The organism is Microbacterium sp. CCNWLW41 (assembly GCF_037083505.1).
In genome coordinates this window covers 142699-155113 of record NZ_JBAOJP010000006.1, presented here as the reverse complement: position 1 = coordinate 155113, position 12415 = coordinate 142699, and the positions used below count along the sequence as shown (strand labels likewise).

9 protein-coding genes and 2 tRNA genes are annotated in these 12415 nt (G+C 73.3%); 3 read left to right on the top strand and 8 right to left on the bottom strand.

The genetic code is table 11. The features are described from left to right. Window positions 1-41 precede the first annotated feature (41 nt). Window positions 42-117, bottom strand: a tRNA-Glu gene (locus tag V6R91_RS21180). A 41-nt stretch (window positions 118-158) separates the two neighbouring features. Further along, window positions 159-234: transfer RNA gene (locus V6R91_RS21175), tRNA-Glu, on the bottom strand. Window positions 235-352: 118 nt separating this feature from the next. On the opposite strand from V6R91_RS21175, the gene V6R91_RS21170 reads away from it, so the two are divergent. Then, window positions 353-991 (top strand): MBL fold metallo-hydrolase, encoded by a 639-nt coding sequence (locus V6R91_RS21170; RefSeq protein ID WP_336396901.1) that lies wholly within the window; start codon window positions 353-355, stop codon window positions 989-991. 91 nt (window positions 992-1082) lie between these two features. On the opposite strand, the gene V6R91_RS21165 is transcribed toward V6R91_RS21170, so the two are convergent. The 4 genes from V6R91_RS21165 to V6R91_RS21150 form a co-directional block, all read right to left on the bottom strand. Further along, window positions 1083-1352 (bottom strand): HPr family phosphocarrier protein, encoded by a 270-nt coding sequence (locus tag V6R91_RS21165; RefSeq protein ID WP_336396900.1) that lies wholly within the window; start codon window positions 1350-1352, stop codon window positions 1083-1085. Window positions 1353-1414: 62 nt separating this feature from the next. Then, entirely contained in the window at window positions 1415-3487 is a 2073-nt protein-coding gene (locus tag V6R91_RS21160; protein WP_336396899.1) for a PTS fructose transporter subunit IIABC, read from the bottom strand. Between the two features lie 32 nt (window positions 3488-3519). Beyond that, entirely contained in the window at window positions 3520-4461 is a 942-nt protein-coding gene (gene pfkB / locus V6R91_RS21155) for a 1-phosphofructokinase (RefSeq protein WP_336396898.1), read from the bottom strand. After that, window positions 4458-5237 carry a DeoR/GlpR family DNA-binding transcription regulator gene (locus V6R91_RS21150; protein WP_336396897.1) on the bottom strand — a complete coding sequence of 260 codons (780 nt, stop codon included), beginning with the start codon at window positions 5235-5237 and terminating at the stop codon, window positions 4458-4460. Before V6R91_RS21150 ends, pfkB begins: the two co-directional genes overlap by 4 nt. Window positions 5238-5314: 77 nt before the next feature. Between V6R91_RS21150 and V6R91_RS21145 the strand changes: the two genes are divergently transcribed. Next, window positions 5315-6241, top strand: coding sequence for a phosphotransferase (locus V6R91_RS21145; RefSeq protein WP_336396896.1), 927 nt, complete (start codon window positions 5315-5317; stop codon window positions 6239-6241). Between the two features lie 35 nt (window positions 6242-6276). Here the strand turns inward: V6R91_RS21145 and V6R91_RS21140 are convergent, their stop codons facing one another. Next, window positions 6277-8052, bottom strand: coding sequence for a serine/threonine-protein kinase (locus tag V6R91_RS21140; RefSeq protein WP_336396895.1), 1776 nt, complete (start codon window positions 8050-8052; stop codon window positions 6277-6279). Between the two features lie 96 nt (window positions 8053-8148). Beyond that, window positions 8149-11343, bottom strand: a complete 3195-nt coding sequence (locus V6R91_RS21135; RefSeq protein WP_336396894.1) for an MFS transporter — start codon at window positions 11341-11343, stop codon at window positions 8149-8151. 108 nt (window positions 11344-11451) lie between these two features. Here V6R91_RS21135 and V6R91_RS21130 point away from each other — a divergent pair, with 108 nt between their 5' ends. After that, the gene (locus tag V6R91_RS21130; RefSeq protein WP_336396893.1) at window positions 11452-12411 is read left to right on the top strand and encodes a hypothetical protein; all 960 of its coding nucleotides are present in this window, start codon (window positions 11452-11454) and stop codon (window positions 12409-12411) included. Window positions 12412-12415: the final 4 nt, after the last annotated feature.

The following is a 12415-nucleotide window of genomic DNA, read 5'->3' as shown; positions in this document are numbered from 1 at the left end:
AGAAGAGCCCCCGGTCCGCATGGACCGGGGGCTCTTCGCCGTGGTGACCCCAGCGGGATTCGAACCCGCGTTACCGCCGTGAGAGGGCGGCGTACTAGGCCGCTATACGATGGGGCCGTACAGCGTGCCGCAGCTGAACTGCGACGGTGTTGCCCGACTGGTGACCCCAGCGGGATTCGAACCCGCGTTACCGCCGTGAGAGGGCGGCGTACTAGGCCGCTATACGATGGGGCCGTTCAGGCAACCGTTCGATTATGCCACGGCGCGCATTCCCTCTCCAAATCGGTGCCGCCGGCGGCCCCGCCCTCGGGTCGCGCTTGCTCCGGTGGGCGGGTGGCGGTTGACTCGACGCATGCGAGTCACCAAGTTCGAGCACGCGACCGTCACCCTCGTCGACGCCGGACGGACGCTCATCATCGACCCCGGATCCTTCACCGCGCCCCTGGGCGAGCTCGAACCCGTCGTGGCGGTCGTCCTCACCCACGAGCACCCCGACCACTGGACGCCGGACCACCTGGACCGGATCCTGGCGACCTCACCCGGCGTCCCGATCTATGGCCCCGAGGGGGTGGCGAAGGCCGCCGCGGGGTACGACATCACGATCGTGCACCCCGGTGACGTCGTGGAGGCCGACCCGTTCCGCCTCGAGTTCTTCGGCGGCAGGCACGCGGTGATCCACGAGACGATCCCCGTGGTCGACAACGTCGGCGTGCTGGTGAACGACCAGTTCTACTACCCCGGCGACTCCTACGCCGTCCCCGATGGCCGCGACGTGAAGCTTCTCGCCTCCCCCGTCGGCGCGCCGTGGCTCAAGATCGGCGAGGCCATGGACTTCGTGCTCGCGGTGGCCCCGCGGCGGGTGTTCGGCACGCACGACATGACGCTGTCCGTGGCCGGACGCGACATGGGAAGGTCCCGGCTGCGGTGGGCGGCCGAGCAGGGCGGCGGCGAGCTCGTCGTGCTCGACCCCGGTCAGAGCACCGACATCTGACGCTCCCCGGACGCGGACGACGGATGCCGCAGCGGCTTCGACCCGCGGCATCCGTCGTCACGTCTTCCCGGCCTCGGGCCGGAGCGGTTCTCTACTGGGCGTCGAGGTCGGTCTCCAGGAGTGCGACGAGCGCGTCGAGAGCCTCGTCGGCGCCGTCCCCTTCGGCCTTGAGCGTCACGACCGTCCCCTGCGATGCACCCAGGCCCATGAGCGACAGGATGCTGCCCGCGTTCAGGTCGGGGCCGCCGTCGACGGCGATCGTGACGGGGACGGACTGCGCCTGCACCGCCTGCACGAAGAGCTTCGCGGGGCGCGCGTGCAGCCCCGAGCTGCTGGCGATGGTGGCCTGACGTTCTGCCATGGTTCTCTCCTGTCTGCGTCGGACCTCGACCGGCCGACTTTCCGATTCTGTCTGAGGAGGCCTCAGGCCGCCACGGGTACGGCCGTGTCGGGCGCCTCGGCCTCTTCGAGCTCCTTGCGGCCCACCCACCTCTTGAGGGCGACGACGATGAGGGCGGTCACCACGGTTCCGGCGGCGATCGCCACCAGGAAGCCCCAGATGGGATTGATCGCGAACAGCACGAACACGCCGCCGTGCGGGGCGAGCGACTGCACCGCGAACGCCATGCTCAGCGCGCCGGTCACCGCGCCGCCCACCATGGAGGCGGGGATGACGCGCAGCGGATCCGCGGCGGCGAAGGGGATGGCGCCCTCGCTGATGAACGCCGCGCCGAGGAGCCACGCCGCCTTGCCGTTCTCCCGCTCGACGGGCGGGAACAGGTTGCGTGCGAGGACGGTCGAGGCGAGCGCCATCGCGAGCGGCGGCACCATCCCCGCGGCCATCACGGCGGCCATGATGTAGTACGGCGTCGGGTTCTCGGGCGACCCGGCGGCGAGCCCCGCCACGGCGAAGGCGTACGCGACCTTGTTGATCGGACCGCCGAGGTCGAAGCACATCATGAGTCCGAGGATGACGCCCACGACCACGATGCCCGCCGTGCCGGCGAGATCGGTCAGCCAGACGTTCAGCCACTCCATCAGCGTCGCGATGGGGCGTCCCAGGAACAGGATCATCAGCCCGGATGCCACGATCGAGGCGAGGAGCGGGATGATGACGACCGGCATGAGCCCGCGGAGCCAGCGGGGCACGCGCCACGATCCGATCCACCATGCCGTGACTCCGGCGAGCAGTCCGCCCACGATGCCGCCGATGAAGCCGGCGTTCATGAGCACGGCGACCGCGCCGGCGACGAAGCCGGGCGCGATGCCCGGGCGGTCGGCGATCGCGAAGGCGATGTAGCCCGCGAGCGCCGAGACCAGGAAGCCCATCGAGGTGCTTCCGATCATGAAGAACACCGAGCCGAGGTACTGGCCGAGCGGTCCGTAGTTCGAGGTGATCTCCTCGGTCGGCAGATCCCACAGCGAGTTCTGCACGATGACGTTCGCGGCGTTGTCGGTGACGTTGTAGCCGCCCAGGAGGAAGCCCAGCGCGATGAGCAGGCCGCCGCCCGCGACGAAGGGGATCATGTAGCTGACGCCGGTGAGGAGGATGCGCTGGATGCGGGCGCCCCACGACATCGTCTCGGCAGGAGCGGCCGTCGCCGCGGCCGCCTCGCCGCCCACGCGCGTCGCCGTGGGGTCCTTGGCCGCGGCCACCGCCTCGGCGATGAGCCGGCCGGGCTGCTCGATGCCCCGCTTGACGCCCGCGCGGACGACGGGCTTGCCCGCGAAGCGCTGCGGCTCGCGCACGTCCACGTCCGTGGCGAAGATCACCGCGTCGGCGTCGCGGATGACATCGCCGGGCAGCGCCTGGTAGCCGCTGGAGCCCTGCGGCTCGACGACGAGATCGACGCCCGCCTTCTTGCCCGCCGCGGTCAGCGCGTCGGCGGCCATGAAGGTGTGCGCGATGCCAGTGGCGCACGCCGTCACGGCGACGATCCGTGCGGGACGGCCGTCGATGTCGGACCCCGCGGCGGGCGCCGGGGCCGGGGCGGCTGCCGCCGGGGCGGCCGCCGCGACGGGCGCGGCCGCCGGTGCGGCGCCGCCCTCGCCGATCGCCGCCTGCACGATCGCGACGACCTCCTCGTCGGTCTTCGCGGCGCGCAGACCCGAGGTGAAGTCCTCCTGCATGAGGCTGCGCGCGAGCTTGGAGAGCACCGCGAGGTGCGCCTCCGCGGCGTCCGCGGGCGCGGCGATCAGGAAGACGAGGTCTGCGGCGCCGTCCGGGGCGCCGAAGTCGACGCCCGGCTTCAGTCGCGCGAAGGCGAGCGACGGCGTCGTGACGGCGGCGCTCTTCGCGTGCGGGATGGCGATGCCGCCCGGAAGGCCGGTCTCGTCCTTCTGCTCGCGCGCCCAGGCGTCGTCGAACAGCGCCTCGGCGTCGGTCGCGCGACCCTGCGCGACCACGCGCGCGGCGAGCGAGCGGATGACGGCGGACTTGTCGGCCCCCAGAGGGGCGTCCAGGCTCACCAGGCCTGTCGTGATGGTGTCGGACACGGTGACCTCCTGCGGTCGGGTGTGGTGGTGGTTCAGGTGAGGCGGGTGACGGGCACGTCGCCGGGGGGAAGGTCTGCGGGGCTGGGCGCCTGGGTGCCGGGCAGGGATGCCGCGGCGGCGCCGTAGCGGACGGCCAGGCGCAGGCACTCGTCGGGGTGGGCGCCGCGGCTGTGGGCGAGGACGAAGCCTGCCAGCGAGCTGTCGCCGGCGCCGACCGTGCTCACCACCCGGATGGGCGGCGGGGTCGCCGCCCACGCGCCGTCGGAGCGGACGAGCACGGCGCCGCGCGAGCCGAGCGTGACCAGTGCGGCTCCGACACGGGACGGGACGAGCGATCGCGCGACCTCGACGACGGCATGGAGGTCGGCGGCTGCCGGCGCTAGGCCCGCGAGCTCGGCCAGTTCGTCGTCGTTGGGCTTGATGAGGTCGGGCGCTCCGGCGGCGACCACGGCGGCGAGGGCCGCGCCGGAGGTGTCGACCGCGATGAGCGGCGCTGCGGCGCCGTGCGCGTTGCGGACGGCGCGGATCACGCGGACGTAGAATTCGTCGGGCGCCCCCGGCGGGAGGGAGCCCGCCAGGACCAGCCAGCGCGCGCCGGCGGACACGGCGACGACCTCGTCCACGACGGCGGCCGCATCGGCGGCCGACAGCTCGGCGCCGGGCAGGTTGAGCTTGGTGGTGACCCCGGCCGGGTCGGTGATGGCGATGTTGGCCCGCACGCGTCCGGCGATCGGCACCCGGCGCGCGTCGACGCCCGCTCCGGCCAGCGCGGCCTCGAACGGGTCGCCGTGCGCCAGCGGCAGCACGGCGCGGCACTCCTCCCCCGCAGCGGTGATGACGCGGGCCACGTTGATCCCCTTGCCGCCGGCGTCCTCCCGCGCCGAGAGGGCGCTCTGCACGTCGCCGATCTGCAGGGGCGCCGGGAGGGTGACCGTGCGATCGAGCGAAGGGTTGGCGGTGAGCGTGACGATCATGTGAGCCAGACCTCCACTTCGGCCTCCGCGAGCGCGGCGGCGAGTTCGGCGTCGGGTGCGGCATCCGTCACCAGCACGTCGACGTCCGACAGCGGCGCGAATCCGACGAGGAGCTCCGCGCCCAGCTTGTCGGCGTCGGCGACGACCACGACGCGCTGCGCCGCCCGCACGATCGCCCGCTTCACGGCGGCCTCGTCCGGGTCCGGAGTGCTCAGGCCGAAGCCGGCGGACACGCCGTTGGTGCCGATGAAGGCGACGTCCGGGCGGAGGAACCCGATCGCACCCACCGTGTCGGCGCCGACGGCGGCGGCGGTGAGCCCGCGGACGCGACCGCCGATGAGCGACAGCGATGACCCCGGAACAGCCGCGAGGGCGTGCCCGAGGGCGAGGGAGTGCGTGACCACCTCGATGCGGGCGCCGGACAGGCGCGGTGCCAGCGCCGCCGCGACGGCGCCCGTCGTCGTGCCGGCGTCGAGGAAGACCGAGCCGCTGAAGTCGGGGCCGAGGGCGTCCAGTGCGCGACGGGCGATGGCGGCCTTGGCGCTGCCATGGCGTTGCTCGCGCTCGGCGAGGGAGGGCTCACGGGTGCTGGCGCGCTCGCGACCGACTGCTCCCCCGTGCACGCGGCGGAGGGCCCCCGTGGACTCGAGGTGATCGAGGTCGCGGCGGATCGTCTCGGTCGTGACGTCGAAGCGTTCGGCGAGGTCGACGACACTGACACGCCCCTGCGCGGCCAGCAGCAGTTCGATCTGCTCGTGGCGCTCCGTCGCGTACATGTGGTGCAACCCTCCAGTGGGAATTCCCACACGATACAACACATTCCCACATGAACACAACCGGATATTCTCGACGGGTGCCCGACAAGCCCGCCGCAGAGGTCCGCATCGATGAGCACCTGATCCGGCAGCTGCTGGCCGCCCAGGCCACCGGCGCCGTCCCCGATGCCCCTGACCTGCCGCTGGTCAAGGTCGCCGAGGGCTGGGACAGCGAGGTCTGGCGCCTGGGCGAGCGCTACGCGGTGCGGCTCCCCCGGCGGGCGCTCGCCGCCCCGCTCGTGCTCCACGAGCAGCTCGTGCTGCCGGACATGGCGGAGCGCCTCACCCTCGTCGGGGTGCGCGTGCCCGCGCCGGTCGTCGCCGGCACCCCGGCGGCGGGGTTCCCGTGGGCGTGGTCGGTCGTGCCGTGGATCGACGGCGATCGCGGCATCGACGTGCCCCGCCGTGCCCGTCACGGCTGGGCGGAGCCGCTCGCGGCGGCGCTCCGCGAGCTCCACATCGAGGCTCCCGAGGGTCACCCAGTGAACCCCGTCCGCGGTCAGGCGCTCGCGACCCGGGCCCCGGCGTTCCGCGATCGGCTCGGGGCACTGCGCGACGCCGAGGCGATCGATCCCGCCACCGCGGAGCTGCTGGAGGACGCGTGGCACGCGGGGCTCTCGGCGGCCGCGTGGAGCCGTGCACCGGTGTGGATCCACGGCGACCTGCACCCGGGCAACCTCGTGTCGCACGACGGCGGACTGGCGGGGATCATCGACTTCGGCGATGTGACGGCGGGCGATCCGGCCTACGACCTCGCCGTGGCGTGGCTCGCCTTCGACGCCGGCGGTCGCGCACGCTTCCGCGCGGCCACCGGCGGCCGCTACGACGCCGCCACCTGGTGCCGCGCGAGGGCGTGGGCCGCCGCGGTCGTGCTCATGCTCCTGCTGCACAGCGACGACGATCCCGACTACCGCGCCCTGGGGACGCATGCCGCGGCCGAGGTCATCGCCGCCGACGGCGCCTGATCAGCCGGCGGGAGTGCTGCCGCGGGCGAGCCGCTTCAGAGGTCCCGGCTGCTGATCACGTCGCTGGCTGCGATCTTGAGGACACCTCCCTCGTCCTGGAAGCGGTAGGCGGTCACCTCCTCCACGACCCGGCCGTCGCGGAAGGTGTAGGTGAGGGTCGCCTGTCCGCTGTCGGGCCCCGAGGCGCTGACATCCGTGACCGTGAGATCGGCGACCTGGGACCAGAAGGCCTCGTATCCGTCGCGTCCGCCGGCGTGGTTCTCCTGGTAGTCGGCGGTCATCAGCGGCCAGGCGCTCTCGCGGTCCTCCGGCATCCGGGCGTAGTACCCCGCGATGGTGTCGACGACCCGCTGCTCGGGGGTCACCGGGGCCGGCGTGGGCTCGGGCTGTTCCTCCGGCGGCGGCGCGGTCGACTGCGGCGTCGATGCCGCGGGCGACTCGGTCTCCGGCTCGGAGGTCGGAGCAGGATCGGCGTCGGCCGTCTCCGACGTGGCCGGATCCGCGACGCCCGGGTCGCCCTGCACCGACGCGAAGAGGAAAGCGGCGCCGAGGCCCACGGCGACCAGCAGCGCCAGGACGCCTGCGATGACACCCGCGCGGCGCCGGGTGGTCCCAGGTGCCGTCGCCCGGTCGCCCTCCGCGGCCACCGTCGGATGCTCGGAGACCGCGGCGGATGCGCCGGCGGCCGCGGGTGCGAGACGCTCCGTCTCGGCGGCGTGCACGTCGCGCGCAGTGGCCCCATCGATGGGAACGGTCGCGCCCGTGGGCAGTCTCTCCGTCGGCGGCGTGGCCGGGCCCGGATCCGCCGGCGCCGCGGTCTCCGCCTCCGGCGCCGCGGTCTCCGCCACCGGCGCCACGGTCTCCGCCTCGGGCGCCACGGTCTCCACCACCGGCACCTCGGTCTCCGCCTCCGGCACGGGCTGGCCGAGGGTGGGGGCCTCGAAGCCCAGGGCGACGAGCCCTGCCGCGGCACCGCGCTCGCCGGCGTCCTCCTCGCCGCCGATGCCAGCGAGCGCGTCGGCGACGGACTCCATCGACGGCCGGCGCTTGGGCTGCGCCGCAAGCATCTTGCGCAGCAGCGGCGCCAACGGCCCCGCGCGCCGCGGCGCCGGATAGCCGCCGCGGGCGACCCGGTGCAGGAGCGCGATGGAGTTCCGGTCGGTGCCGAAGGGCGGCTCACCCTCTACGACGGCGTAAAGCGTCGACCCGAGCGAGAACACATCGGAGGCGAAACTGGTGGGCAGCCCGCGCGCGACCTCCGGCGCGAGGTAGGCGGGGGTGCCGTGGATCATGCCCGTCGCGGTGATGGTCGCATCGCCCAGGGCATGCGAGATCCCGAAATCGCTGATCATCGCGGACCCGTCCGCCGTGATGAGGATGTTGCCGGGCTTCACATCACGGTGGACGATCTTGAGCCGGTGGGCTGCCGCCAGTGCAGACGCGACCTGCGCGCCGATCCGTGCCGTCTCATCGGGCGGGAACGCGCCCCGTTCACGAAGCAGCTCGGAGAGCGGAGTCGATTCGAGGAGCTGCATGACGATGCAGGGCTGGTCGTCGTGCTCCACGACGTCGTACACCGTCACGGCGTGCGGGTGGTGCAGCCCGGCCGTGATCTGCGCCTCGCGCATGGCTCGGTCGGTGGCGATCTGACGCTCCTCATCGGTCAGCTCGGGCTGCGTGCGCAGCATCTTCAGCGCGACCGGCCGCCGCAGGCGGGTGTCCCAGGCCTGCCACACGATGCCCATGCCGCCCGCGCCCAGCATCTTGACCAGCCGGTAGCGCTCGGCGACGAGGGCGGAAGGTGTGCTCATGCGTCTGCCGTCCGTCGAACCACGTCAGAAGGCTACGCGCGCTCCCGCCGTGCCCGAGGGGGTTGCGCCGGCCCCCGCGGTGTGGAAGCGGCCCCCTCAGCGCCCCGCTGCGGTGAACAGCTCGCCTCCGGTCTGGTCGAGCAGCGCGCGCGCTGCGGTGCGCCCGGACTCGACCAGCCGATCGAACTGGTGGAACTCCAGGAAGCCGACTCCCATGGAGTGGGGTGTGATGACCCACGCGCCCTGGCGCTGGGCCTGTGCCGCGTCTCCCCCGCTGATCATGAAGGTGCGCATCATCGTCTCGCCCAGGGGCGGGATGCGCACCGGCCGGGGCGGCTCTCCCGGCGCCGACGGCGGCCTGCGACTGCTCGCCGAGATGTTGACCGCGACGACGGGCCCCTCGGCCCGCTCGACCATGGTGTCCACGGGCAGGTTGTCCAGCACGCTGCCGTCCACCAGGAGCCGGCCGTCACTGACGATCGGTGTGAACACGACCGGCAGTCGCGACGTCGCCCTGACCGCTTCGACGAGGGGACCGCTGCGGTGCACCACGGCGGTGCGGGCGAGGAGGTCCGTGCTGACGCAGCGGAATCCGCGCGGAAGCTCCTCGATCCGCCAGTCCCCGTACGATCGCACGAGCGATCGCTGCACGCGCCCGCCTCGTACCAGCGAGGTCCGTGGCAAACCGTAGTCGCTGAACAGGTCGTTGCGGACCAGTTCCCGGTACGCCACGTCGGCGACCTCGCCGGCATCGACGCCGGTCGCGTACGACGCCGCGATCACCGCTCCCATGCTGGTGCCGGCGATGCGGTCGATCCGGATGCCCGCCGCCTCGAGCTCGAGCAGGACGCCGATGTGGCTGAGCGCCCGCGCTCCCCCGCCGCCGCACACGATCGCCAGCGACCTGCCCGCGAGGCGGTCGACGAGCCCGCGGAGCCCGGTGGGCAGGCCGGTCGCGGCGAGGTCGTCGCGCGTCAGCTCGCTGAAGCGCCACGGGTCCACGGCATCGAGCCACGCACGCCGGGCGTCCCGCGCGAGCCCTGAGCGCGACGCAGCGACCAGCACGAGCTCCGGCCGGTTCGCCGCGCTGCGCGGCACGTGCTCCGGCGCGTCCTCCGCCACCGCCACCAGCACGGCCGCGTCCGCCTCGCGCAGACATCTGTCGACCCATTCGCCGTCCGCGGCCGCCGCGACGAGGAGCACCAGCTCGTTGGTCCGCTCCGCGCGGTCGATCTCCTCCGGCACGTGCGGGCCGCGCAGCGTCTCGACGCGCAGGTGGGCGGACAGGCCGTGGCGGAGGAGCTCGGCGATGTCTTCCACCGGGGCACCTCGGCCTGCGCCGACCACGGCGACGAGACCGGGGCGGGAGGCGCGGCGACCGGTGGGCGGGCTGGCGTCCGTCAGCTGCCGGGCGAGCGCCGCGACGAGGGCCGACAGCGCGGCCGGATCGTTGCCGATCGCCTCGTCGAGCACCGCACGCGGAACCTCCAGCACGCGGCACTCGCGCCGGGCCCGGATCGACGCGGAGCGGACGCCTCCCGTCAGCAGCGCCAGCTCCCCGACGACGGCGCCCGGTCCCAGCTCGCGCACCACCTGGCCGCCGATGACGACCTCGGCGCGGCCGGCGAGCAGGACGAACATCGACGATGCCGGGTCGCCCTGCTGAAGCATCCATTCGCCCGCCGGAATCGTTCGCTGCGGAGCGGTCCGCTCGATCCGGTCGCGCACCGCGGCCGGCAGCCGCGCGAAGAGGGATTCCTCGACCGGCGGCACTGCGCGCCGCATGAGCACTCCGGTGTCAGCGGCCGGCTCATGAAGCCGTGAGCCCTCGATCGCCTCGGTCGAGGGGTCCTCCGCCGCGGCGCGCACGCGCCCCAGGAACAGGGTGATCACCGCGCCGAGCGCGAACGAGGCGATGCACAGCCGCCATCCGTCTCGCAGGTCGTCCACGATGGTCAGCGCGGTGGGCGCGCCGATGATCACGACGAGGAGGGCGACGCCGATCGTGCCGCCGATCTGGCGCGCGCTGGAGATGACCGCGGACGCCGTCGCATAGCGCCCGCCGGGCTGCGTCACCAGGGTGGCCGCCGCGAGCAGCGGCAGCGTCGCGCCGACGCCGATCCCGCTGATGACCTGACCGGGCAGCCACTGCGCCCAGAAATCCGGTGTGACGTCGACGACGGTGAGATACCAGACGTACCCGAGGGCCCAGACGACGAACCCCGCGGCGATGACCCACCGATAGCCGAGCCGCGCGGCCACCGGCTCGAGGACCGCGGCGGTGACCGCGGCGACGACGGCGCCGGGCACGAGCGCGAGGCCTGCCTCCAGGATCGAGTACTGCCACACGTACTGCAGCCAGAGCACGTTGTTGAGCAGATACGCGAAGAAGCCCACACCCGCGACGAGCGTGACGATGTTCGCCACGAGGAACGGCCGGTTGCGCATCATCGCCAGATCCAGCACGGGCACCGGATGCCTCATCGAACTGAGCACGAACGCGCCGAGCAGCACGACCGAGCCGACGACGGTCGCCCACAGCGCGATGCTGGACGCGCCCCACTCCGATCCCTTGATGATCGCGAGGGTGATGAGCCCCAGAGAACCCGCCAGAAGCACGGCGCCGAGCAGATCGGGCGTGCGCCGGCGGCCCGGTGCCCGGCTGTTGACGAGGAGGCCCCGCCCGAGCCACCACGCCAGCACGCCGAGCGGCAGGTTGATCCAGAACGCCCAGCGCCAGCCGCCGGCTTCGACGAGGATGCCGCCGATGGGAGGGCCGAGACCCGCGGCGACGGCGGCGGCGGCCGCCCACAGCCCCACCGCCCGCGCGCGCCTCCCCGCCGGCGCGCCCTCGATCACCACGGCCAGCGACGCGGGCACGAGCATCGCGGCGCCGAGCGCCTGCAGCACGCGCGCGGCGACCAGCAGGCCTACGTTCGGCGCGACGGCGCACACCAGCGACGCCAGCGTGAAGAGACCGACCCCCACGAGGTACAGGCGCCGGCGGCCGACCACATCGCTGAGCCGGCCGAAGACGATCATGAAGGAGGCGAAGACGATGTTGTAGGCGTTGAGCACCCACGAGATCGTGCCGATCGATGCGTCGGGGAAGTCCTCGCGCATGCTCGGGAATGCGATGTTCACGATCGTCGCATCGAGGAACGCCAGCAGCGCCCCGAAGGATGCCACGAGCAGCACCGTGCGACCCGGGATGCGGCTCGGTCGCGTCGCCGCGCGCGGCGTCGCGCGCGGCAGATCGGGGCCGGTCCCCACGCGAGACTCGGTCGCCATGCCGCAAGGATGCGGGAGCTGCCGTGACGAAACCTCAGTGATCTCACGGATCTTTTCCGCCCCGGCGCAGGCGAGTCTGAGAGGACCCGATGCGTGAGGAGCCGCGCCATGCCGTCTCACCCGATCCGGGCCGCGCGCCGGCCCGTCGCCGTCATCGCCGCGCTCCTGCTCGCGACCCTGCTCGTCCCCGCCGCGCCGGCGTCCGGTGCGTCGCTGCCCAAGCCCACGTCGATGACCGCGGTGGCACGCACTGATCCGGCGATCGCGGCGCAGCTGACGGGCGTGCCGGACGCCTCGCTCCCCGCGGTGCTGGCCGCTGCCGGGACGCCGTTCGTGGTCGAGGTCTCACTGTGGAACGGGACCGAACCGGCGGCGTATCCGACCGCGACGACGGTGTCGCTCACCGCCCCCGGTCCCGGTCGGCTCAGCGTCGCGCAGGCCACCATCCCGGCGGGCGCCTCGCACGTGTCCATCACCACGTCGTACTCCGCCGCCACCGCCGCGATCCAGATCACGGCCAGCGCCGCCTACAAGAGGGCGGTCCTCGCGGCGACCACCGCTTCGTTCCCCGTGGACCTCACGCTCAACCTGCTCGACGGTCAGTCGCCCGCGCTGAAGAGCGGTGCCGCCGGGGCGGACGGGAGCGGATGCACGACGGTGGACGCATCGCGACCGATGTGCGGCATCCTGTCGCTGCCCAACGGCGCGGCCGGCAGCGTCGCGCTCTCGCTCGGTCTCTGCCCGGCCGACTCGGCGTGCCGGCCCGGCGGCCTGGTGACGCAGTTCCTCGCCGACATGGAGGGGCTCTACACCCGCACGAGCCCGGCCCGGATGACCATCGTGTGCGACAAGACGGTGTGCGGGCAGGGCGGCGTGCCGCAGTACCGTGCGCAGTGGTCGCAGACGGCCGCGGGCGCACTCGAGACGACCGCGACATGCCCCGCCAAGGGCGTCATCGGCGACGGACAGGAGTACTGCACCGACACCGCGGCGAGCACCCGCGACAACGCCGGCGATCTCCGCCTCGTGGTGCTGTTCCTGCGGGATGTGCGCGGCACCATCAAGTAGGCGC

Excerpts from the sequence above, each read along its gene's own strand:
- V6R91_RS21170 (WP_336396901.1), top strand. The coding sequence starts at position 353 with ATGCGAGTCACCAAGTTCGAGCACGCGACCGTCACCCTCGTCGACGCC.
- V6R91_RS21165 (WP_336396900.1), bottom strand. The coding sequence starts at position 1,352 with ATGGCAGAACGTCAGGCCACCATCGCCAGCAGCTCGGGGCTGCACGCG.
- pfkB (WP_336396898.1), bottom strand. The coding sequence starts at position 4,461 with ATGATCGTCACGCTCACCGCCAACCCTTCGCTCGATCGCACGGTCACC.
- V6R91_RS21150 (WP_336396897.1), bottom strand. The coding sequence starts at position 5,237 with ATGTACGCGACGGAGCGCCACGAGCAGATCGAACTGCTGCTGGCCGCG.
- V6R91_RS21140 (WP_336396895.1), bottom strand. The coding sequence starts at position 8,052 with ATGAGCACACCTTCCGCCCTCGTCGCCGAGCGCTACCGGCTGGTCAAG.
- V6R91_RS21135 (WP_336396894.1), bottom strand. The coding sequence starts at position 11,343 with ATGGCGACCGAGTCTCGCGTGGGGACCGGCCCCGATCTGCCGCGCGCG.
- V6R91_RS21130 (WP_336396893.1), top strand. The coding sequence starts at position 11,452 with ATGCCGTCTCACCCGATCCGGGCCGCGCGCCGGCCCGTCGCCGTCATC.